The organism is Parasediminibacterium sp. HNIBRBA5674 (genome assembly GCF_056745525.1).
In genome coordinates this window covers 174,091-195,457 of sequence record NZ_JBQWIE010000002.1, presented here as the reverse complement: position 1 = coordinate 195,457, position 21,367 = coordinate 174,091, and the positions used below count along the sequence as shown (strand labels likewise).

Below are 21,367 nucleotides of genomic sequence, written 5' to 3'. Positions count from 1 at the left end.
TGAGTTTGATGAGTGTGGTAACTTTTAAACTCTTTTCGATGCTCACTTATTTTATAACTAGCAACTTGCGTTAATTAATTTGTCAGACCTCTGTTTTAAATCCCCATCTGACATTGGATACATTCTAGTTTGCATTTTTTGTGGCATTTGATGAATTTTAATACCTTAAAAATACCATATACTTATTTTATATCCAAATTTTACCCTACGTTTTAACAAGTTATATTAAAATAATAGCCAGTTGGCTAAAAAGAATGGCTAGTTAGGTTTAACAAGCGCCTAGTTATGAAAAAATACTGCCCAGTTGTCAGTCAAGGTCGCCCAGTTACGTTTTTCGAGTGCCCAGTTGTGTTTTCCGAATACCCAGTTATGATTTTCCGAGTCAGTTTGTCACAACTGGGGGCAAGGTGGGGGTAAAGTTAGGTAATGGCTGAAACGCTTGGAATTGGAAAAGATGTTTATTTGAAAGAGGAAGATAAATTGTAACAAAGAGAAGTATAACTAGTGATAAATTAATTGATACTGTGGCTTATAGGATTTACTTTTGGGATGGCAGAAATATTAAAAGAAGTAAAATGGTTACATCAATCAACAAAGACAACAGTAAATGGCGGCTCATTTATAACGAACACGTATTGCTATTGGACAAAGCAACCAAAGTCAGCTTTGACGTTGCTGACGAAAGTATTACGTTCAAAATGTCTATAAACTTTTTATTCCTGGAGGATGGTGATAAATACACTGCAAAAATTGACATTGCTGATGATGGACGAAGTATGAACATTGCACTACATAAATGGGATACAGAGAATTCAATGTCTCACGTTGAAAATCAAGAACCTTTGAAATTAAACACAACAAAGGGAAATAAGATTTGGATAAAATATCGCACTCAGACAAATGATAAGGCGAATTGGCGAAACTTTCACCTAACTGTTTGGACAGAAGAAAACTAACAATATGGCAACATCTGTAGCGCAAAAAAGAGTCACTGTTGATAACCCTCAAAATCAGAGTGGAACCACGGAAACAAGCTCTTTAGACAAAATATTAGGACAACATACAAATTCAGTAATAGTTGCTTTATTATTCGTTCTGACACTTATAGGATTTCTAATTTACCTAATAGTATTTAAGGAGAAATTAGATCCTTCAATAACAACAGGCTTTACTAGCCTTTTGAGTGGATTAGCTGGATTTTTTGTCGCTTCACTAAAATCAACTAAATACTGATCACGCAACTCAAATGTTCAGAATTTGCCTTTAACAACAAATGTCATTTTTGAAGGAAATAAAATATAAATACAAAGCTACAAGTTTCGTATAGCGAACAAAACCTTTACGTTTTTTGCCTTTTTTTACCAAATTCAGCAGATGGAAATTATTTACAAAAACGAATTATTTACACTTTATGAAGAATACTGTAACAGGACAAGATTTAAGAATAACAAGTGGACTTAGAGAGTTGAATATAAAACACTACGATACACCTATACATTCAGCTTTAAAAACTGAAATAAATGGTCACAAAATCTATCATTCAACATTTGATCCAAACCTTTTCTTTCTAAAAGATAATTTGTCTGAAAAGTTTATCTGTTTTACTACAACTGATAGTTTTGAAAGTATCGAAAAAGATTTTGGTGAACTGATTAAAAGCTATTTTAGTTAAGATAGGTTTCACCGTTATTAGTATGTAGGGCAGGCAAATGTGTGGTAAGCAACAACAACCAATCCCTATGGGATTGAATATTTGTAGACCCGATTACGCAAATTTATTCGACCCTCATAGGGGTCGAACGTGTTATCTAAACGTTATTTTGCTACAAACATGTCACTCCGCTGGAGTGAGAAGCCCTAAACCCTACGCTACAATAAACGCCCCACAGCGCACAGAACGTACAAGTGTGCGACTCTTAGATTTGCTTTTTACAAAGTTCTTTTAAATAACGGGATAAGCGAAGTGTTCAGTAGCGAATCAAATAAGTTAACCGTGTGTGCGACTAGGTTAATTGCCCAAATTGCGTATTGGACTTAATTGAAACACAAGTTGTTGATAACCAATCAGAATTTTAGTCGTTATGGACTGTTAAGAGTCTTAGATTTCAACAATGATTATTGAAAACTTCCTTATTCCTATTTTTTAAAGAGCTAATCTGTATTCTGAGATAAAATTTTTAAACCCCGAGTTTAAAAAAATTTTATCTCAGAATACGCAACAACAGCCCAATAGTAGTGCTACTGCTGGTTACATAAAAATTGCTACTGCATTAAGCGGCTTGCTTGCTATACTTGTTGCGGTATTCTACAGGGGTAAGGCCGGTGATTTTTTTAAACACGGTTCTAAACGCTTTATCATCTACATAGCCTACGGCAAACATGACTTCGCTGATGTTTTTGCGGCTGTTTTCGAAGCTGCGTTTGGCGGCTTCAATTTTTACACGCTGTATATATTCTACCACGGTATTGTTGGTTGCCTTTTTAAAACGTCGCTCAAAACTGCGCCTGCCCACAGCCACCATATCGGCTAGTTGGTCTACCGAAAGCTTGTCTTGATAATGGGTTTCAATATAGTTTTGAGCAGTTTTTATCTCGGTATCATCGTGGTCTTTTTGCCCTTGAAACATTACAAAAGGCGACTGGCTAGAGCGGTCAATGTCTATCATAAAAGCTTTGGCAGCCATGATAGCCATTTGTCGGCCCGCATATTTTTCTATAATGTACACCAATAAATTGAGAAACGAATAAGCACCACCGCTGGTGTAAATGCCATCTTCATCGGTCATTATTTTATCGTTTACCAAATGTACTTGTGGGTACAACTGCCTAAATAAATTGGCAGTGCCCCAATGTGTAGCGCATTGCTTACCATCTAGCAAGCCCGTTTCGGCTAAGAAAAAAGCGGCAATACAAAGGCTCGCAATTTCGGCACCTTGCTGGTGCTGTTGCTTAATCCAAGGGATAAAAGCGGCATTATCTTTAATAGCCTGTGGCATATCGCCATGCATGGCAGGGATAATAATGAGGTCGGTTTTAGTAATATCATCTATCACACATTCTGGGCTAATGGTGTACAAGCCATTGCGCTGAACAATAGGCTTACCAATGCCTACTAATTGCACCTTAAATACGGGTGGCTGCCCCATTGCTGCGGCAAATTTGTTTACCTCAGATAAGATTTGATGCGTACCATCGATGTTTGGCAAACTGGTGTGGCCATTAGGCACGAGGATAGAAATATGCTTCATAAAACGAGAAATGTGTTGGGTAAATGTATTACAAACCATATTGTCGTAAACTGCCCTGCAAAACGACGTATTTACACGTGGCAATGTTAGTTTTTGATGAATAAGTTTGTGGTGTAAAACTAATCGTTTATTTTACTTCAAAATCACTCAACAAAACCTCAACTAACAAGCGATGACTACACCAATAGTATTAACCGTAGAAGCTATTGTAAACGCACCAATAGACAAAGTATGGACCTACTGGACAAACCCAGAACACCTTACCAAATGGAACTACGCAGCAGATGATTGGCATTGCCCAACAGCTGAAACCAACTTAACTGTGGGCGGTAAATTTTCTGCAACAATGGCTGCAAAAGATGGCAGTTTTAGCTTTGACTTTTGGGGCACATACGATGGTATTGAACCAGAAAAAGAATTACAAATCACCATGGGTGATGGTAGAAAGTGGAGCGTTTATTTTTCAGTAGAAGGCGATGCCACAAAAGTGGTAGAAAGCTTTGAAGCTGAGACAACAAACCCTGTAGAAATGCAGCATCAGGGCTGGCAAATGATACTGAACAACTTTAAAAAATACACCGAAACAAACTAAACATTTACCACTGATTAAATGATTGGAATGATTAAAATGAATATGGCTATTCAATTTTAGAAGACGATTCTCTTTTTAATATAAACCAACTAAAACTTGCACTTATGAAATCAACAAAAATCATCTATTGGGTTACAACGTTTATTCTATTTATTACCCAAGGCTTAATGACTGCCTTAATGTTTAATGCACCTGAAAGCGCTGAAGGCTTTAAGCAATTGGGCTATCCTGAATACTTTAGAGTGATGCTTTCTATTTTTAAAATAGTAGGTGCTTTGGTATTAGTAGTGCCGTACTTTAAAGGTAGATATAAAGAATGGGCTTATGCAGGCTTTGGTATAGACTTTATTGCTGCCGCAGTTTCTATTTGGGCTACCACAGGCTTTGGGCCACATGTACTATTTGCAGTCGCTTTTATGGGTATTCTAGTAGCGTCATATATCTCTTACAATAAACTTCCATCAAAACCTTAAAAATGAAAAAAATGCTAACAATTATTGCAATTGTTATTGTAGGCATCATCGCTATTGCACTTGTAGCGGCCGCAATAATGGATAAGAAATTTACCATCACATCAGAAGTAGTAATTAATGCACCAAGAGACAGTGTTTTTAATTACATAAAGTTGTTGAAAAATCAAGAACATTATAGCAAATGGGTAATGATGGATCCGAATGTAAAACTTACTTACACAGGTACAGATGGCACCGTGGGCTTCAAATCTGCCTGGGAAAGCGATAATAAAAATGTAGGTGTGGGCGAACAAGAAATTACCAAAATAAATGAAGGCGATGGTTACGAAGTAGAAATACGTTTCAAGAAACCATTTGAAGGGGTAAGTACAGCTACTAACACAACTCAAGCTATTTCAGAAACGCAAACTAAATACACCACCACGTTCTATTCTTCTAATCCTTTTCCTATGAACTTGATGATACCAATCATTAAGAACATGTTGAAAAAAGATATGGACGAAAACGCATCGAACTTGAAAAAAATACTAGAAACTAAGTAATGCTTCTATGGCTGTAGAAATATTTAAAACTGATATTACTGAAGAAACTGCTGCAAGCGGTATTGTTGAACATTTGCAGCAGTTATTTCCTAAAGCCAATTTTAATTTTGACTTACAAGACTGCGACAATATTCTACGTCTTGAAAGTGACTATGATATCATTCAACCAACAATAGCCGCAGTAAAAGCATTGGGCTTTTACTGCGAGCTACTTATGTAGCTGCTCAATTATTTTTACATTAATAGAACCACAAAGCCGTTTAACTGTTACAGGATGTTACACACTATAACATGAAACAGACAGTTAGTATTTTTTGGTTTAGAAGAGACCTACGCTTACAAGATAATGCCGCTTTATACCATGCCTTAAAAAGCGGTCATCCCGTTGTACCCATTTTTATTTTCGACACAAATATTGTAGACAAACTAGAAGATAAAACGGATAAACGTGTAGCCTTTATACATGCAGCTATTACCGATATACAAACAGAATTAGCAGCACTTGGTAGCAGCCTAGAAGTATTTTATACCACACCAATTGAGGCATTTAAGCAACTGTTACAAACCTATCACATTGCAGCTGCATTTACCAACCATGATTATGAGCAATATGCCCTAGATAGAGATGCAAGCATCAACAGTGTACTGCAACAACATGGTGCAAGCTTGCATACTTTTAAAGACCAAGTAATTCTAGAGAAAGGTGAAGTACTAAAAGATGATGGCTTGCCTTACACCGTATTTACACCATACAGTAGAAAATGGAAAGCTACACTAACAGATTTTCACTTAAAAGCCTACCCTACTGAGAAATATTTTGGCAATTTTTACAAGCAACCAAGTAAGCAATTACCAACGTTAGATTCAATGGGTTTTATTGCTACAGATACGGTTTTCCCTGCTAAACATTTACAAGAAGAACTAATAAAAAAATACAGCGCACAACGTGATTATCCTGCTATTAAATGCACATCGCAACTAGGTGTGCATTTGCGCTTTGGCACTATTAGTATTCGTGGCTTAGCCAATAGGGCAAAGGATTTGAATGAGACTTTTTTAAACGAACTCATTTGGCGAGATTTTTACCACATGATTATTTGGCATTTTCCTCATGTGGGTAAAGGTCATGCTTTTAGAAAAGAATACGACCTAATAGAATGGCGCAATAACGAAGCAGAATTTGCAAAATGGTGCGCAGGACAAACTGGTTACCCAATAGTAGATGCTGGCATGAGAGAACTAAATACAACAGGTTATATGCATAACAGAGTGCGTATGATTGTGGCATCTTTTCTTACCAAACATTTGCTAATAGATTGGCGCTGGGGCGAGTCTTATTTTGCACAAAAACTACTCGATTTTGACTTTGCAGCTAACAATGGTGGCTGGCAATGGGCTTCTGGTAGCGGCTGCGATGCAGCACCCTATTTTAGAGTATTTAGCCCAAAACTACAAACCGAAAAGTTTGATAAAGAACTGAAATACATTCGCAAATGGGTGCCAGAATTTGAAGGCTTCAACTATGTAAAACCAATTGTAGTGCATGAAGATGCTCGTAAGCGAGCTTTAGAAGTTTATGGCAAGGCTTTGAAGAAAGATAGTTCAACTAAATAATTGTGAAACCTAACTATATTCGCTTTAAGCAAAAACTACGGCTTTACCGTAGTTGTAATAAAATCTCTCAATTTAATTTTGATTACTCACCATGAGAAGCAATAAAATCCTTTTAGCGCTCTTTTCTATACTAATATTCACTTCTAGCTATACGCAAGTTTCAACATCAAAGGTTGTTGCTTTTAACAATGCCAATGTTCAATACATGGGTAGAATAGGCTTTAACGATTCTTGTGCTAATGTTTATTGGAGCGGTAGTTCTGTAACCGTGAAAGTAAAAGGCACAACATCAATAAAAGCTACTTTGGCAGATAATTTAGGCAACAACTATTATTACGTAATAGTAGATGATAAAGAGCCTGTTAAACTAAAATTGAACAAAGGAAAAGCGACTTACGAACTTGCTTGTAACTTAGATGACAAGCTACATACTATTCAGTTATTTAAACTAACGAATACTGATAATGGCATAACGAGCATATTTAATTTTGAAATAGATGCTAACGGACAAATTGTAAAGCCAAAAAAACTTTCAAACCGAAAAATTGAATTTTTTGGCAACTCTATTACTTGTGGTCATGGTGTAGATGTGCCTATGGGCAAAGCAGATGCTGGCACACCTGAGTTTTTTAATAATTACAAAGCCTATGGTGCCATCACTGCAAGACATTTTAATGCACAATACCATTGTACTGCAAAAAGTGGTATTGGTGTAATGGTTAGTTGGTTCAACCAAATAATGCCAGAAATTTACGATAGAATAGACCCAAATGATAGTACCAGCAAATGGGATTTTAGTAATTATCAGCCAGATATTGTTGTAGTAAATTTATTTCAAAATGATAGTTGGTTAGTTAACCAGCCACAACATGTTGAATTTAAAGCCAGATTTGGAAAAGAAAAGCCAACGCAAGAGTTTATTATAAATGCTTACGCAAATTTTATTAAAACGCTTAGAAGCAAATATCCAAAGGCAAATATCATTTGCTGCCTCGGCAATATGGATGCAACGAAGGAAGGTTCAAAATGGCCTAGCTATATAGATGCTGCCGTAGCATCATTAAAAGATAAAAAAATAGCGACGCACTTTTTTGCTTATAAAAACACACCAGGCCATCCTAAAGTGCCCGAACAACAAGCAATGGCAGATGATTTAATTAGCTTTATTAGCAAAAATTATTGGCCATAAAATAGCTACAAGAAAACATTACTTCTATCAATAGTTGTTTCTGCATGCAATTGTTGGTAGACATTAAGCATGGTTGTTACAGCTTTTTTACCTTCTTCGCCTAGATTGATAGAATAGTTATTCACGTACAAGTCAATATGCTGGCGCATGACAGATTCGCTCATTTCTTGCGAATGCTGCCTCGTGTAATCGGTTAATTCAGGATAATTTGCGAAAGCATATTCAACGCTTTGCTTAATCAAATTATCAACTTTTTTAGTCAAATCATTACCCAAGCCTCGCTTTGCAATAATACCACCTAGCGGTATAGGTACTTGCAATTGTTGCTCCCAGTACTCACCTAAATCCATTAGTTTGGTAAGGCCTTTATCTTGGTAGGTAAATCTATTTTCATGAATAATAACACCTGCATCTACTTTACCACTTAGCACCGCTTCTTCAATTTCATGAAACACCAAAAACTGCTTATTTTTTGCATTAGGAAAAGCCAATGAAAACAACATATGCGCTGTGGTATTCACACCTGGCACTGCAATTGTTTTACTTGGTAAATCAGTGATATCAAATTTGGAATTAGCAATTAATAAAGGCCCCACACCTTTGCCCAAAGCACCGCCACTATTAAGCGTTACATAATTTTGCAGCACTAATGGCAGTACACCATAGCTGATTTTAGATACATCAAGCTTGCCTGCTTTTGCCCATTCATTCAAGGTTTGCACATCCTCTAGTTGCACATCAAATTCCAATCCATCAGTGTCTATTTTGCCATTTACTAAGGCATCAAAAATAAATGTATCGTTTGGGCAAGGCGAAAAGCCTAAAGTCAGTTTCACGGTATATGTTTTAAGTTCTGCGTTTTGTGTTCGTTGCTAGTTTAAGAGTTGGTACAACATCGCTATTAAAGCTTCATTTAAATTAATAATGGCTTGTTGCATTTGCCATTTGGTTTTATCTCGCTCACCAATATAATTACTAATGCTGCGCAACTGAATAAATGGTACTTGAAAACTATTGCAAACATAATGCAGTGCTGCGCCTTCCATACTTTCGATTGTTGGATTATATTTTGCTTGCAACTGCAAAATGCGTTGCTGATTAGTAGAAATTTCGTTTACCGTAATGGCAGGCACTTCTTCTAAAGACAACATATTTAGCTGCGCTAAATATGGGTTGGGTAATTGCTTGTTGGTAAATGGTACGCTATTGGCGTCAATAAGCTGTAAGTCAAATACATCCTTCCATGCGTTATTTTCTTCAACACCTAAATCACCAATAGTTTCAGTATTAACTGCTACCACTTTACCTAATGGCAAATTAGCATTAAAAGCACCTGCAATACCTGCTTGAATAACAATGTCGGGCTTTTCTTGTAAAACCAACCTTGTTAATGAAACTGCCGTAGCCAACATGCCAATACCAGTTACCTGAAATTGTACATTACTATTTGCAAATGCCTGCATTGTAGGTTGTATTTCAAAAGAAGTGGCGGCTGTAACAAGAGTTTTCATTGTTGTAAAGTTGAGAATTTAGAAGGTTTAAACAGGCAGTTACTTACTAAAACTTTATGAAACCCTACATTTGCCAAAATTTTAGTGCGAAGAGATGGTGTATTTAACTAGACAAGAACATTTTAATGCTGCTCATAAACTAGCAAACCCAAAATGGAGTAAAGAAAAAAACGAAGCCATGTTTGGCGTTTGTGCCAATGAAAACTGGCATGGGCATAATTATGACTTGTTTGTAACTATTAAAGGCGAACCTGACCCTGAAACGGGCTTTTTGTACGACGTAAAAAAATTGAGCAAGCTTATAAAAGAGCATGTAGTAGATAAGCTTGACCATAAAAACTTAAACTTAGATGTTGATTTTATGGCAGATAAAATGTGTAGCACAGAAAATTTAGCCATTGCTATTTGGGAACAATTAACCCCACACCTACCTGAAACTGTGCAGTTACATTGCATTAAACTATACGAAACACCTAGAATTTACGTAGAGTATTTTGGATAATTTACAACTCATACTTACTACAAACAACATGTACCCCTAGGATAATTGTTACCTAAATATTACCGTTTAACTTTTTTATTGCTACTTTTAAACAAAACAGAAACTTTATTGGTTATTATATAGTACGTAGTTTTGCAAGTAACTGACAATTTGTAATTGGTACGTTATTCGCATATATTACATACACTTTTGAAGTTCTGTTACTAATTATCTGTCGCTCCTTAATTTATGCAAGGCCACTTGGTAAACACACTTTTTACGCAGTGCCGGGCAGTTAGTAATTGAAAAATAATTGTCGTTTTTAAAATTGAAAACTGGTGTTCAGTTTTTGTTGTTGGTAACTTATTTTGAGGGTACTTCGTAAACTCAGTATAAACTAACAACAAAAGCCGATATAACTACCAAAGCTGGTAACAAAAAAAATTACTAGCAATGCCGTAATGACTATGAATAAAGTAGCCGTTTTTAGAAAAGAACATTTTAATGCTGCGCATCGACTGAACAATCCATTGTTGAGTGACGCTGAAAACGCAAGGGTGTTTGGTAAATGTAATAACCCGAATTATCATGGTCACAACTATGAGCTGATAGTGCAAGTAACTGGCTTGCCCGACGCTGTAACTGGCTATGTGATTGATATGAAGGTATTGAGCGACTTGATTAAAGCGCAAGTGCTTGACAAATTTGACCATAAAAATTTAAACTTAGATACCACAGAGTTTGCAACAGTAAACCCAACAGCAGAAAATATTGCGATTGTGATATATAACCTGTTACGTGTAAAAATTGATGCGGCTTTAGACTTAAAAATAAGATTGTATGAAACAGAAAGAAACTTTGTCGAATATCCAGCTTAATAGCAACGGCAACATAGAAATGATTGATGTGTTGATAGATGAAATGGGTGATAATCATGTAATGACATCGGTAGATACGCCTATGCGTGCAGATGCTTTTGTGCTTAGCGAAGACGAAAAAATAGCGACTATTGAGAAGCATTTTGAAGCTATTATGAACACCCTTGGCCTTGACCTTACAGATGATAGCCTGAAAGGTACACCGCATCGTGTGGCTAAAATGTACGTGAAGGAAATATTTCAGGGCTTAAACCCTGCCAATATGCCAAAAATGGCATTGTTTGAAAACAAGTACAAGTACAATGAAATGTTGGTTGAAAAAAACATTTCGTTTTACAGTAATTGCGAACACCATTTTGTACCAATTATGGGTCGTGCACATGTGGCTTATATTAGCAATGGCAAGGTAATTGGCTTAAGCAAACTGAACCGCTTGGTAGAATATTTTGCCAAAAGACCGCAAGTGCAAGAGCGCTTAACCATGCAAATAGGTAAAAAGCTACAAGAGGTTTTAGGTACTGATGATGTGGCTGTAGTAATAGATGCCAAACATTTGTGTGTAAGTAGCCGTGGTGTAAAAGATGAAAGTAGTAGCACTGTAACAGCATTTTACAGTGGCGCATTTAAAGAAGAAGCCAAAAAAGCTGAGTTTTTAAAATACTTAGAATTTACAACTGAGTTTTAATCGCTGATTTTGGTGATAGAATTGATTTGCTTTGATGAAAGCCGTAAGTTTTAAAAGACTTGCGGCTTTTTTGTTTTAAAACATTGATATAAACAACTAACAAAAAATATTGGGGAAGTAAAACCTTGAAACTACAAGAGGCTGTAGTTGGATGGATGTTTAAAAATAATCGTAATAAGCACAAGTGGCTATGCAGAACATTATTTTCAAAATGTGCTACTTTAAAAGTGACATGCAATAAATGTAAATGGCTATGCAGAAAATTTTTTACAAAATGTATTACTTTAAAAATGACATGCAATAAATGTAGGTGGCTATGCAGAAGATTTTTTACAAAATGTACTACTTTAAAAGTGACATGCAATAAATGTAGGTGGCTATGCAGAAGATTTTTTACAAAATATGCTGTACGAAGTCGCTGACTTAGCAAAGCGTATTTTTTGGATTAAAATAAGTTGACCTTAAGGAAGAAATGCTTTAGAGCTATTTGAATATATTTACTGCAAAGAAATTAATGTAATGAAACTAAAGCACGCTCTTATCTTGTTTGCAATTGGTTGGTGTGTTGTCATTATTGGTTCTCTTGTAAAAATTATGCACTACTATGGCGCTAATATTCTTTTTACTACTGGCACAACTTTACAAATAATTGCGATTGTGATTTTTGTAGTTAAACTTATTAAGCATCCTAAAGTGAAAGACTTTCTAAATAAATAGTCATCATTTCAACAACTTCTTTCTTAAAGCGTACTTGTAAAAATCTTCTACTTTGGTGCGAGCCCAAGGCGTTTTGCGCAAAAACTTGAGGCTTGATTGAATAGATGGATTGCTTGTGAAGCAATTGATGCGTATTTGTCTGCCAAGTTCTTCCCAACCAAATGATTCGTGTAAATGGGTTACAATTTTTTCGAGTGTTAAACCGTGTAGAGGATCTTTTGAAGGGATTTGTTCTGACATAAAAGTATTTCACACAAAGAAACAAAGGATGTAAAGAATACAAAGAATTTTTTAACCACAAAGGCACTAAGTAAAGCCTCACAAAGTTCACTATGACTTACAACGGCTAATATATTTACGCTTAGATGAAAGCTGAATAACATTTTGCAGCTCCAGTGTGCGCCTATGTAGTTGAATAGCATTACTATTGATGGCTTCATAATCTAAAAAAAGCGCACAAAATTCACTACCCTTAGTGTTTACTTTGTGCCTTTGTGGTTGAAAACTTACTTATTTCTTTTACTCCAAGTTTGGCGTAAATCTAATGTTGCAGGATACTCTTTGTTTACCTCAATTGGTGGTGTATCGCAAATGTATGGTTCACGGTTTTGCTCAATATAATGCTCGGTAAACGATAAGTAAGCCCTAGGCATTTGTGTTTCTGGTGTGTGACCTTGATCCCAAAAACGGCTGACACGCCTACTTTCTGCCTCGTAACTATTTACAGGGAAAGAATCGTAATTTCTACCGCCAGGATGTGCTACATAATAAGTACAACCGCCTACGCTACGGCCGTTCCAAGTATCTACAATATCAAACACCAAAGGCGTGTCTACACCAATAGTTGGGTGCAAAGCACTTGGTGGCTGCCAAGCACGGTAGCGAATACCGCACACATATTCACCCTTTGTATCGGTGGCTCGTAAAGGCACTCTTGCACCATTACACAGCAATGCATAACGTGCATCGTTAAGGCCAGTTAATTTTACTTGAATACGCTCTAAAGATGAATCAACAAAACGTGCTGTACCAGAGCTGCTCATTTCTTCGCCCAATACGTGCCAAGGTTCTATACCCATGCGTATTTCCATATTAATGCCCTGTACTTGTACCGAGCCATAATGCGGAAAACGAAACTCGAAGAAAGGTTCAAACCAACTAATATTGAAATCGTAGCCAGCACTGTTAAGGTCGTTTACTACTTCTTGTAAATCTTGCCTTACATAATGTTGCAGCATGAATTTATCGTGCAATTCTGTGCCCCAACGCACCAAATCGTGTTTGTAAGGCTTCTTCCAAAACCAAGCAATTAAGGCACGAATGAGTAGCATTTGCACCAAACTCATTTGCTTATGCGGTGGCATATCAAATGCTCTAAACTCAAGAATACCAAGCCTTCCAGTGGATGAATCTGGTGAATACAATTTATCTATACAGAATTCTGCACGGTGTGTATTGCCGGTAATATCGGTTAATAGATGGCGGAACAATCTGTCAACCAACCAAAAAGGCACAAAGCCATTTTCTGGTATTTGGCTAAAGGCAATTTCCATTTCGTACAACTTCTCGTCTCTACCTTCATCAAAACGAGGTGCTTGCGATGTAGGGCCAACAAATGCACCTGAAAATAAGTAAGACAAGCCTGGATGATGTTGCCAGTAAGTAATTAAACTTCTTAGAACATCGTGTCTGCGTAAAATAGGGCTATTGGCTGGTACATCACCACCTATGGTTATGTGATTACCACCGCCTGTACCTGTGTGTCTACCATCAAGCATAAACTTCTCGGTACCAAGGCGAGATAAATGTGCTTGCTCGTACAAGGTATCAATATTAAAAACAAGTTCTTGCCAATTTTTAGAAGGATGAATATTTACCTCAATTACACCAGGATCTGGCGATACCACCATTCTTTCCATACGATTATCTCGTGGTGGTTCGTAGCCTTCTATGCGCACTGGTATTTGTAATTGTTCTGCCGATGCTTCGATAGAGGCAATTAAATCTAAGTAATGTTCTACATAAGATAATGGCGGTATAAACACATATACAATGCCTTCTCTTGCTTCTACACACAAAGAGGTAATCACTGTATCAACATCGTACAATGGTTTGGTTTCTTCTTCCGCTTCTTTGTTCTTTATTTTTTGTTCTTTGTTCTTCAGTTCTTCTTTGGTATCCTTCTTTTGTACCACAGGTTCTGGTACTCTTACTGGTGGCGGTTCGTGCACCGTTACTAAACCATATCGGCTTACAATATTGTCGTGAAAGTTCTCTAATTCAGGTAGTTCTTCAAACAAGCTTCTTTCTACACGTTGTGGCTCTTTATCTTTTGCAATTACAGGCAAAGATTTTAGTGGCAAACGCAAACCGATAGGTGAATTACCCGGCATTAAAAACAAATAATCACGGCTAATTTTCCATTTGCAACTGCGCCATTTATTGTTCCAATAATTCCACTCAAGTGGCAATACATAACCTGCTGGTGTATCTAAGCCATTTTCTAATAGCTGCGCCAATGTTCTACGTTCAATACTATCTTTTAAATTGGCTTTTAATGGGTCGATGTTTACAGGAATTTTTTCTTCAGTCCACAAAAAGTAAAACACATCTTCATAAGCTGGCGTTACATTTTCTTCACTTACTGCAAGACGTTTAGCAAGTTCTTTGGCAAATGCTTCTGCATCTTTATGCGTAAATTTTTTCTCTGCATTTTCCAGTGCCATCAAGTCTTTATTCTTCCAAATGGGATGACCATCTTTACGCCAAAACAAACCATATTGCCAGCGTGGTAATGGCTCGCCAGGGTACCATTTACCTTGACCATAATGCAGCATACCCTTAGGACCAAATTGCTCTCGAAGCCTAAAGATTAATTCATGTGCCAAAATACGTTTGTGCAAGCCATCAGCCGCAGTATTCCATTGCGCTGATTCCATATCATCAATAGATACAAACGTCGGTTCGCCACCCATGGTTAAGCGTACATCACCTACTTCTAAATCTTTATCAACTTTAAAACCTGTAGCATTTATAATAGCCCATTGCTCTTCACTATAAGGTTTTGTTACACGAGGGTCTTCATGAATACGCGTAACGGTATTGCTAAATGTAAAAGTGGTTTCACAAATATCTGTAGCGCCCACAACCGGTGCAGCACTTACATAATCTGGTGTACAAGCTAGTGGTATGTGGCCTTCACCAGCAAATAAGCCTGATGTAGGGTCAAGACCAATCCATCCTGCACCTGGTATATACACTTCTGTCCAAGCATGTAAATCAGTAAAATCTGCTTCTGGGCCAGAAGGACCATCTAATGATTTTATATCGGCTGTAAGCTGCACCAAATAACCTGAAACAAACCTTGCTGCAAGCCCTAAATGACGAAATATTTGCACCAATAACCAAGCACTATCTCTACAACTACCCAATGCTTTACCAAGCGTTTCTTCGCAGGTTTGCACACCTGGTTCCATGCGAATGCTATAGTTAATGTCTTTGTTCAGCTTTTGATTAACATACACTAACAGATCATTAATGCTTGTATCTGGCTTTACATCTAGCTGTTCTAGCCACTGCATTAATAGCGGGCCTTCTTCTTTTATTTCAAAGTAAGGCACTAGTTCTTTTTGCAGCTGTTTAGCATAGGTAAATGGATATTTCTCTGCATAATCTTCAACAAAAAAATCGAAAGGATTAATCACCACCATATTGGCAATTACTTCCACCTCAACACTTAATTCGTTTGTTTTTTCAGGAAAAACAACACGTGCCTGATAGTTGCCAAAAGGGTCTTGCTGCCAATTGATAAAATGTTCTTTAGGTGTAATTTTTAAAGTGTAAGCCTCAATAGGTGTGCGTGAATGCGCCGCAGGACGAAGCCTAAAAATATGGGGCGACAATGACACTAATCTGTCGTAATGATAAGTTGTTTTGTGGTTGATTGCTACACGTATAGCCATAGTTTTGGTTGCATTAAAACGGTGAATGGCAGGCATATTCGTTGCTATAAATATAGGTGGTTTTAAGAAGAAACCTGAAACTACCACATAGACATATTAGCCACATAGAAAAAAAGTGTTTGCAACCTTTAAAAAAGATTACAAACACTTTATAAAATTATCCTTTGTGCCTATATGGCTATGTGGTTAAAAGCCTGCCTACTTCAAATTCACCGTTTTATCTTTTGGATATTTTACCGTGTAGCTTAAACGTAGTTTTTTGCTTTCGCCTGCGGCTAATGAGATCTTCCAAGTTACAATGCCTGTTTCTTCATTTACAGCTGCCTCAGCACTTTCAAGCAATTGCACTTCCATTTCTTTATTGGTAGCCAATGGATATTGATCTTTTACCAATAAGTTGATGGCTTCTTTTTTATTGTTTTTTACCGTAATCTCGTAGGTAATTTTTTGTAGCTTATTACTACCTAAAAATTTCACACTACTAAAGTCAGCTAGTTTTTCTCTTTTAATTGCTACACGTTTGTCTTTACCTAAGGTTAAGTTTAAGGTATCTGTTGTTGTATTTGGGTCAATAAAAGACTTGCCTACATACGTACCTTCAAAAATGATATTGGCATCACCAGGCAATAAGTTCAATTTTTCCCAATTGGTTACTTCTGCTAGTAAATACACATCTTTATCCAATTTAGGCACTGCGTAATACTTGTAATTAGTAGGCACTTCAACTTCTTTTAATGTAGCCGTTTGCTCTTTACCATTACTAGCAATATCGTAAGGTAAATCAATGTCGTAGTTAAGATTTAAGGTACTTTCTGATACAGTAATATAATCGTCTAAGCCATCTTTAAGTGTAATTAATATTACGCCATTTGAACCTCTAGCACCATATATGGCTGTTGATGAAGCATCTTTTAAAACGTCTATTTTTTTAATAGAGCTAGGATTAATTTTTGTTGCTTCAGAAGCACTCATTTCACTACCATTTACAATATACAATGGTGATACTTCTTTTTTAAGTGATGCTACACCTCGAATTCTTATACTTGCTGTCGCACCTGGATTAGCATAACCATAGCCTTGTGCTACAACTTCATTCAAGTCACTTACTTCTTCATCTTTTGCAATTTGTACACCAGGTATTCTACCTAACAATGCTTTATCCATGTTTGCATACGGGTTTATGTAGGCTAGAAACCAAGTTTGTAAATTAGGTGCATTGCCCCATTGGCTTGGTGTAGCAGTAGATAATGATAGCTTTACTTGCTTCCAATCTAACCCAGTTGTTTGAAACATTTTGGCTTTGTACACTAACTTCATAGGACTATTAATATCTGCAACATTAATGTCGTAAAAAGGTGTCCAATAAGCATTCGGCGTTATGTACGATACGGTAAAATTATAGTTACCAGCCAATGCAGCATTTAGCTGTAACACAAGCCTACCTGTACTTTTGGCGTTCTTATGTTCTTCTTCTTGCACTTGATTATTTAAGCGCTGTACTTGTTCTTGCACTTTTTTCAAGGTAGCATTTTGCTGCGTTATTTCAGTTTGTATTTCTAGCGATTTGGCTTTGTAATAATCCATTAGTTTCATCAACTCTGCAACACTTAGGCCATTTTGTGTACCCTTAATATCTCTGTTTGATTTTAGTACTTGCAATAAATCGGTAGCTATACCAATATTGGTTTGCAATTTGGTTATGTCTTGCTGTAGCTTCTCTATACTATCAGTCATTGCTTTTACCCTTGGCGAAGTAATATTTGGCTTTAAGTAATAATTCTGAAACTCAATACCTACAATGGTTACTGCATTTGGCACTTTTACCTGTATACTATTAATGTCTACCTGATTACTGATACCATCAATGGTCAGTTCATTATTACCTTGTTGTAATGTGGCTTTGGTATCGTGGGTTAATTCTGCACCACTTCTGTAAATAATGGCCGTTTTTAAATGTGCGTTTACTGTATTCTTATCATCACCTGCAAAAGCAGTAACCACGAAAAATAGACAGCTAATAGACAAGCAAATTTTTATGTACTTCATAATTGTAACTTTTTATTTCAGATGCAACAATGGTTGTAATTACATAAACTAATGCTATTAATATTGTTAAATAAATGTTGTTCTAAAAATTGTGTTACTATTTATATTACCACAAAAAAACAAGTTGGTATCACTAAGTATGGTATCATTTAATTTGATACCATACTTAGTGATACCATTAACAATTTTAAAGGCAAAAAAAAACCTCCAGCAAATGCTGAAGGTTTTAAAACATATTGTTTTATATTTAGATTAACATTCTTACTGGTTCTTCTAACAAACTTTTTAGTGTTTGTAAAAATGCAGCACCTGTCGCACCATCTACTACTCTATGGTCGCAGCTTAGTGTTACTTTCATAATATTACCTACTACAATAGCACCATTTTTTACAATTGGCTCTTGAGAGATACCACCTATCGCTAAAATACAAGCATCTGGTGTGTTAATGATAGCAGTAAACTCATCTATACCAAACATACCTAGATTAGAAATAGTGAACGTACTTCCTTCCCAATCGCTAGGTTGTAATTTTTTATCTTTTGCTTTTTGTGCAAAGTCTTTCACCTCAGCATTAATTTGGCTTAAGCTTTTACCATCTGCAAAGCGAACAACTGGTACTAATAAACCTTCGTCAACAGCTACTGCTACGCCAATATTTACGTGATGATTGGTACGTATTTTATCGCCTAACCAGCTGCTGTTAATTTTTGGATGTTGTTTTAAAGAAAGCGCTGTTGCTTTCAATACCATATCGTTAAAGCTAATTTTAGATTTAGCCGATTCGTTCATTTTATTACGAGCCACAATTGCAGCATCCATATTAATACTCATTGTTAAGTAAAAATGTGGTGCAGTAAATAAGCTTTCACTTAAACGCTTAGCAATTACTTTACGCATTTGGCTTACAGGCACTTCATCAAAACTTACAACACCGCCCCCAACCCCTGAAGGGGAGTTAGAAGAAACGCTAACACTTGTAGCTTGTTCCTTGGCACTTGCTACTTCAACTGGTGTGTAACTATCAATATCGCTTTTGGTAATTCTACCATTGTCGCCAGTGCCTTTTACATATTTCAAGTCAATACCTTTTTCAGCAGCAACTTTTTTAGCTAATGGAGAAGCAAAAATTCTACCTTCATTTACTACCGCTGGCGCAGCAGTTACAGGCGCTGCGGCTGGTGCAGATGCTACAGCTGGTTTTGGCGCCTCAGGTGCAGCTGTTGGTGCTGCTGCCGCTGGTTTGCTACCACCTTTTAGGCTAGCAACAATAGCATTTACATCTAAACCATCTTCACCTATAATAGCCAATAAATCGTTTACTAAAATTTTCTCGCCTGCTTTAGCACCTTGAAATAATAACTTACCATTTTTGTAGCTTTCTAGCTCCATAGTAGCTTTATCTGTTTCAATTTCTGCTAATACATCGCCTTTTTTAACTGTATCGCCTACATTTTTAACCCAAGATGCTATTACACCTTCAGTCATTGTATCGCTTAAGCGTGGCATTAAAACCACTTCTTCCATTGCAGAAGCATCAATTGTGGATGCTAGTCCCTGGTTACTAGTTACAGGTTCTGGCTTAGCCGCTTCTTCTGTGGTCGGTTGACTGTTGACTGTTGACCCACTTGCGCCACCACTATTTGCAGCAATTAGGGTAGTTACATCTTCACCTGCTTTACCTATAATTGCTAATAAATTATTTACTTGAAGTTTACCACCATTTGCAGTACCAATGTGTAATAAAATACCATTTTGGTAACTTTCTAACTCCATTGTGGCTTTATCTGTTTCAATTTCAGCCAATAAATCGCCTTTATTTACCTGTTCGCCAACGCTTTTGTGCCATGCTGCAATAACGCCTTCTGTCATTGTATCACTTAAACGGGGCATTAATATCACTTCTGCCATAAAATAGGGTGCCTTTAATTTGAGGCGTGAAATTAAGGCAAAATGAAATAGCCGCAAGAGTTAAACAATAAATTAATTGATAAACAGGCAACACGGTTTAATTTTTTTGGTCCAAAAACTGTGTTTAGCCACACATAAAACTATTTTTTGCCAACTAAATTTTCACGCTTGTTAAAATTATGGCAACTTATTATTTGACTACTTTTTGGCATTGTTTTCGACCGTTCTTGTTGCAGTAAACAAATAGAAAACATTTACAAAATGCTAGCATAATGCTATAAAATGATGTATTTATTGATAGATTTTGGTAGCAAAACCAGTAAATCACGTGGAATTTGTGCAATGGGTGTTAATATCTATGCACAACATAATTATTACACGCTTTTTACGTTGTTAATTCCACTTATTTCTACCACATTTGCAGCTATTCACAAACAACACGTATAAAGCCCCTCTATATAATGGCATTATTTAATTTTTTTTCGCAAGAAATAGCGATTGACCTTGGTACAGCAAATACCCTGATTATTCATAACGATGAAATTGTAGTAAACGAACCATCAATTATTGCCCTTAACAGAAATAACCCAAAAGAAGTTTTGGCGGTAGGTAAAAGAGCCTTATTGATGCATGAAAAAACACACGAAAGCATTCGCACTGTAAGACCATTGAAAGATGGTGTAATTGCAGACTTTAACGCTGCTGAATTAATGATTCGTGAGTTGATAAAATTAGTGTACCCTAAAAAACCTTTGTTTCCACCAAGTTGGCGCATGTTAATTTGTATTCCTTCATCTATTACAGAGGTAGAAAAACGTGCTGTACGTGACAGTGCTGAGCAAGCTGGTGCCAAAGAAGTATATATGATTCATGAGCCGATGGCTGCTGCCCTTGGTATAGGTATAGACGTAGAAGAACCGGTAGGTAATATGATTATAGATATTGGTGGTGGTACTACTGGTATTACGGTAATTGCTCTTGCAGGTATTGTGTGCGACCAAAGTATTCGTATTGCTGGTGATGAATTTACAGCAGATATTATGGAAGCATTGCGCCGCTATCACAGTTTATTAATTGGTGAACGTACCGCTGAACAGATAAAAATTCAGATTGGTGCTGCCATGAAAGATTTAGACAATCCGCCAGATGACTTACCAGTAAATGGTCGTGACCTTGTAACAGGTATTCCTAAACAAATTATGGTAAGCTATCAAGAAATAGCTGAAGCATTAGACAAAAGTATCTTTAAAATAGAAGAAGCTATTTTAAAAGCACTTGAAACAACACCACCAGAATTAGCATCTGATATTTACAAGCGTGGCCTGTACTTAACAGGTGGAGGTTCATTGTTACGTGGCCTTGACAAGCGTTTAAGCGCTAAAATTAAATTACCTGTACATATTGCTGACGATCCATTGAAAAGCGTGGTACGTGGTACAGGCTTGGCATTAAAAAATTACCAACGTTTTCCTTTTATAATGAAATAGTATTCAGTCGACCGTTGACAGTCAACGGTCGAC

At 36.6% G+C, this 21,367-nt stretch carries 21 protein-coding genes; 14 read left to right on the top strand and 7 right to left on the bottom strand.

Annotation, left to right across the window (positions count from 1 at the left end; translation table 11 throughout):
- Nucleotides 1-524 precede the first annotated feature (524 nt).
- The 3 genes from ACT9TX_RS02280 to ACT9TX_RS02270 all read left to right on the top strand — a co-directional run bounded on the left by ACT9TX_RS02280 (nucleotide 525) and on the right by ACT9TX_RS02270 (nucleotide 1,672).
- Nucleotides 525-956, top strand: a complete 432-nt coding sequence (locus ACT9TX_RS02280) for a DUF6864 domain-containing function (protein WP_481336582.1) — start codon at nucleotides 525-527, stop codon at nucleotides 954-956.
- 4 nt (nucleotides 957-960) lie between these two features.
- Entirely contained in the window at nucleotides 961-1,233 is a 273-nt protein-coding gene (locus ACT9TX_RS02275; RefSeq protein ID WP_481336581.1) for a hypothetical protein, read from the top strand.
- A 178-nt stretch (nucleotides 1,234-1,411) separates the two neighbouring features.
- A complete protein-coding gene (locus tag ACT9TX_RS02270; protein WP_481336580.1) occupies nucleotides 1,412-1,672 on the top strand; it encodes a hypothetical protein in 261 nt (86 codons plus the stop codon).
- A gap of 598 nt (nucleotides 1,673-2,270) precedes the next feature.
- Here ACT9TX_RS02270 and ACT9TX_RS02265 read toward each other — a convergent pair.
- Complete coding sequence (locus ACT9TX_RS02265; protein ID WP_481336579.1) at nucleotides 2,271-3,248, bottom strand: GlxA family transcriptional regulator; 978 nt, start codon at nucleotides 3,246-3,248, stop codon at nucleotides 2,271-2,273.
- A gap of 172 nt (nucleotides 3,249-3,420) precedes the next feature.
- On the opposite strand from ACT9TX_RS02265, the gene ACT9TX_RS02260 reads away from it, so the two are divergent.
- The 6 genes from ACT9TX_RS02260 to ACT9TX_RS02235 all read left to right on the top strand — a co-directional run bounded on the left by ACT9TX_RS02260 (nucleotide 3,421) and on the right by ACT9TX_RS02235 (nucleotide 7,658).
- On the top strand, nucleotides 3,421-3,840 hold the full coding sequence (locus ACT9TX_RS02260; RefSeq protein WP_481336578.1) for an SRPBCC domain-containing protein: 420 nt from the start codon (nucleotides 3,421-3,423) through the stop codon (nucleotides 3,838-3,840).
- A 104-nt stretch (nucleotides 3,841-3,944) separates the two neighbouring features.
- Complete coding sequence (locus ACT9TX_RS02255; RefSeq protein ID WP_481336577.1) at nucleotides 3,945-4,313, top strand: DoxX family protein; 369 nt, start codon at nucleotides 3,945-3,947, stop codon at nucleotides 4,311-4,313.
- Between the two features lie 2 nt (nucleotides 4,314-4,315).
- Complete coding sequence (locus ACT9TX_RS02250) at nucleotides 4,316-4,855, top strand: SRPBCC family protein (protein WP_481336576.1); 540 nt, start codon at nucleotides 4,316-4,318, stop codon at nucleotides 4,853-4,855.
- A gap of 7 nt (nucleotides 4,856-4,862) precedes the next feature.
- On the top strand, nucleotides 4,863-5,075 hold the full coding sequence (locus ACT9TX_RS02245) for a hypothetical protein (RefSeq protein WP_481336575.1): 213 nt from the start codon (nucleotides 4,863-4,865) through the stop codon (nucleotides 5,073-5,075).
- Between the two features lie 71 nt (nucleotides 5,076-5,146).
- Complete coding sequence (locus ACT9TX_RS02240; protein ID WP_481336574.1) at nucleotides 5,147-6,469, top strand: cryptochrome/photolyase family protein; 1,323 nt, start codon at nucleotides 5,147-5,149, stop codon at nucleotides 6,467-6,469.
- Nucleotides 6,470-6,560: 91 nt separating this feature from the next.
- The gene (locus ACT9TX_RS02235; protein ID WP_481336573.1) at nucleotides 6,561-7,658 is read left to right on the top strand and encodes an SGNH/GDSL hydrolase family protein; all 1,098 of its coding nucleotides are present in this window, start codon (nucleotides 6,561-6,563) and stop codon (nucleotides 7,656-7,658) included.
- 5 nt (nucleotides 7,659-7,663) lie between these two features.
- Here ACT9TX_RS02235 and ACT9TX_RS02230 read toward each other — a convergent pair whose 3' ends face one another.
- Nucleotides 7,664-8,494 carry a 1,4-dihydroxy-6-naphtoate synthase gene (locus tag ACT9TX_RS02230; RefSeq protein WP_481336572.1) on the bottom strand — a complete coding sequence of 277 codons (831 nt, stop codon included), beginning with the start codon at nucleotides 8,492-8,494 and terminating at the stop codon, nucleotides 7,664-7,666.
- A gap of 36 nt (nucleotides 8,495-8,530) precedes the next feature.
- A complete protein-coding gene (gene mqnB / locus ACT9TX_RS02225) occupies nucleotides 8,531-9,169 on the bottom strand; it encodes a futalosine hydrolase (RefSeq protein ID WP_481336571.1) in 639 nt (212 codons plus the stop codon).
- A gap of 94 nt (nucleotides 9,170-9,263) precedes the next feature.
- On the opposite strand from mqnB, the gene ACT9TX_RS02220 reads away from it, so the two are divergent.
- The 4 genes from ACT9TX_RS02220 (at nucleotide 9,264) to ACT9TX_RS02205 (ending at nucleotide 11,930) form a co-directional block, all read left to right on the top strand.
- The gene (locus tag ACT9TX_RS02220) at nucleotides 9,264-9,671 is read left to right on the top strand and encodes a 6-pyruvoyl trahydropterin synthase family protein (protein ID WP_481336570.1); all 408 of its coding nucleotides are present in this window, start codon (nucleotides 9,264-9,266) and stop codon (nucleotides 9,669-9,671) included.
- A 440-nt stretch (nucleotides 9,672-10,111) separates the two neighbouring features.
- Nucleotides 10,112-10,528 carry a 6-pyruvoyl trahydropterin synthase family protein gene (locus ACT9TX_RS02215; protein ID WP_481336569.1) on the top strand — a complete coding sequence of 139 codons (417 nt, stop codon included), beginning with the start codon at nucleotides 10,112-10,114 and terminating at the stop codon, nucleotides 10,526-10,528.
- Complete coding sequence (folE, locus tag ACT9TX_RS02210) at nucleotides 10,491-11,213, top strand: GTP cyclohydrolase I FolE (protein WP_481336568.1); 723 nt, start codon at nucleotides 10,491-10,493, stop codon at nucleotides 11,211-11,213. The genes ACT9TX_RS02215 and folE overlap by 38 nt, the downstream gene beginning before the upstream one ends.
- A 519-nt stretch (nucleotides 11,214-11,732) precedes the next feature.
- Entirely contained in the window at nucleotides 11,733-11,930 is a 198-nt protein-coding gene (locus tag ACT9TX_RS02205; protein ID WP_481336567.1) for a GldL-related protein, read from the top strand.
- A 3-nt stretch (nucleotides 11,931-11,933) separates the two neighbouring features.
- On the opposite strand, the gene ACT9TX_RS02200 is transcribed toward ACT9TX_RS02205, so the two are convergent.
- The 4 genes from ACT9TX_RS02200 to ACT9TX_RS02185 form a co-directional block, all read right to left on the bottom strand.
- Nucleotides 11,934-12,170, bottom strand: coding sequence for a VF530 family protein (locus ACT9TX_RS02200; protein ID WP_481336566.1), 237 nt, complete (start codon nucleotides 12,168-12,170; stop codon nucleotides 11,934-11,936).
- A gap of 266 nt (nucleotides 12,171-12,436) precedes the next feature.
- The gene (locus ACT9TX_RS02195) at nucleotides 12,437-15,979 is read right to left on the bottom strand and encodes a transglutaminase family protein (protein ID WP_481336565.1); all 3,543 of its coding nucleotides are present in this window, start codon (nucleotides 15,977-15,979) and stop codon (nucleotides 12,437-12,439) included.
- A 111-nt stretch (nucleotides 15,980-16,090) separates the two neighbouring features.
- Complete coding sequence (locus ACT9TX_RS02190) at nucleotides 16,091-17,938, bottom strand: DUF4139 domain-containing protein (protein WP_481336564.1); 1,848 nt, start codon at nucleotides 17,936-17,938, stop codon at nucleotides 16,091-16,093.
- A 247-nt stretch (nucleotides 17,939-18,185) separates the two neighbouring features.
- Nucleotides 18,186-19,847 carry a pyruvate dehydrogenase complex dihydrolipoamide acetyltransferase gene (locus ACT9TX_RS02185; RefSeq protein ID WP_481336563.1) on the bottom strand — a complete coding sequence of 554 codons (1,662 nt, stop codon included), beginning with the start codon at nucleotides 19,845-19,847 and terminating at the stop codon, nucleotides 18,186-18,188.
- A gap of 461 nt (nucleotides 19,848-20,308) precedes the next feature.
- Here ACT9TX_RS02185 and ACT9TX_RS02180 point away from each other — a divergent pair, with 461 nt between their 5' ends.
- Entirely contained in the window at nucleotides 20,309-21,334 is a 1,026-nt protein-coding gene (locus tag ACT9TX_RS02180) for a rod shape-determining protein (protein WP_379014283.1), read from the top strand.
- Nucleotides 21,335-21,367 lie beyond the last annotated feature (33 nt).

Coding starts and splice junctions, on each gene's coding strand:
- ACT9TX_RS02275 (WP_481336581.1), top strand. CDS start 961: ATGGCAACATCTGTAGCGCAAAAAAGAGTCACTGTTGATAACCCTCAA.
- ACT9TX_RS02270 (WP_481336580.1), top strand. CDS start 1,412: ATGAAGAATACTGTAACAGGACAAGATTTAAGAATAACAAGTGGACTT.
- ACT9TX_RS02265 (WP_481336579.1), bottom strand. CDS start 3,248: ATGAAGCATATTTCTATCCTCGTGCCTAATGGCCACACCAGTTTGCCA.
- ACT9TX_RS02260 (WP_481336578.1), top strand. CDS start 3,421: ATGACTACACCAATAGTATTAACCGTAGAAGCTATTGTAAACGCACCA.
- ACT9TX_RS02255 (WP_481336577.1), top strand. CDS start 3,945: ATGAAATCAACAAAAATCATCTATTGGGTTACAACGTTTATTCTATTT.
- ACT9TX_RS02250 (WP_481336576.1), top strand. CDS start 4,316: ATGAAAAAAATGCTAACAATTATTGCAATTGTTATTGTAGGCATCATC.
- ACT9TX_RS02245 (WP_481336575.1), top strand. CDS start 4,863: ATGGCTGTAGAAATATTTAAAACTGATATTACTGAAGAAACTGCTGCA.
- ACT9TX_RS02240 (WP_481336574.1), top strand. CDS start 5,147: ATGAAACAGACAGTTAGTATTTTTTGGTTTAGAAGAGACCTACGCTTA.
- ACT9TX_RS02235 (WP_481336573.1), top strand. CDS start 6,561: ATGAGAAGCAATAAAATCCTTTTAGCGCTCTTTTCTATACTAATATTC.
- mqnB (WP_481336571.1), bottom strand. CDS start 9,169: ATGAAAACTCTTGTTACAGCCGCCACTTCTTTTGAAATACAACCTACA.
- ACT9TX_RS02220 (WP_481336570.1), top strand. CDS start 9,264: ATGGTGTATTTAACTAGACAAGAACATTTTAATGCTGCTCATAAACTA.
- ACT9TX_RS02215 (WP_481336569.1), top strand. CDS start 10,112: ATGACTATGAATAAAGTAGCCGTTTTTAGAAAAGAACATTTTAATGCT.
- folE (WP_481336568.1), top strand. CDS start 10,491: ATGAAACAGAAAGAAACTTTGTCGAATATCCAGCTTAATAGCAACGGC.
- ACT9TX_RS02205 (WP_481336567.1), top strand. CDS start 11,733: ATGAAACTAAAGCACGCTCTTATCTTGTTTGCAATTGGTTGGTGTGTT.
- ACT9TX_RS02200 (WP_481336566.1), bottom strand. CDS start 12,170: ATGTCAGAACAAATCCCTTCAAAAGATCCTCTACACGGTTTAACACTC.
- ACT9TX_RS02190 (WP_481336564.1), bottom strand. CDS start 17,938: ATGAAGTACATAAAAATTTGCTTGTCTATTAGCTGTCTATTTTTCGTG.
- ACT9TX_RS02185 (WP_481336563.1), bottom strand. CDS start 19,847: ATGGCAGAAGTGATATTAATGCCCCGTTTAAGTGATACAATGACAGAA.
- ACT9TX_RS02180 (WP_379014283.1), top strand. CDS start 20,309: ATGGCATTATTTAATTTTTTTTCGCAAGAAATAGCGATTGACCTTGGT.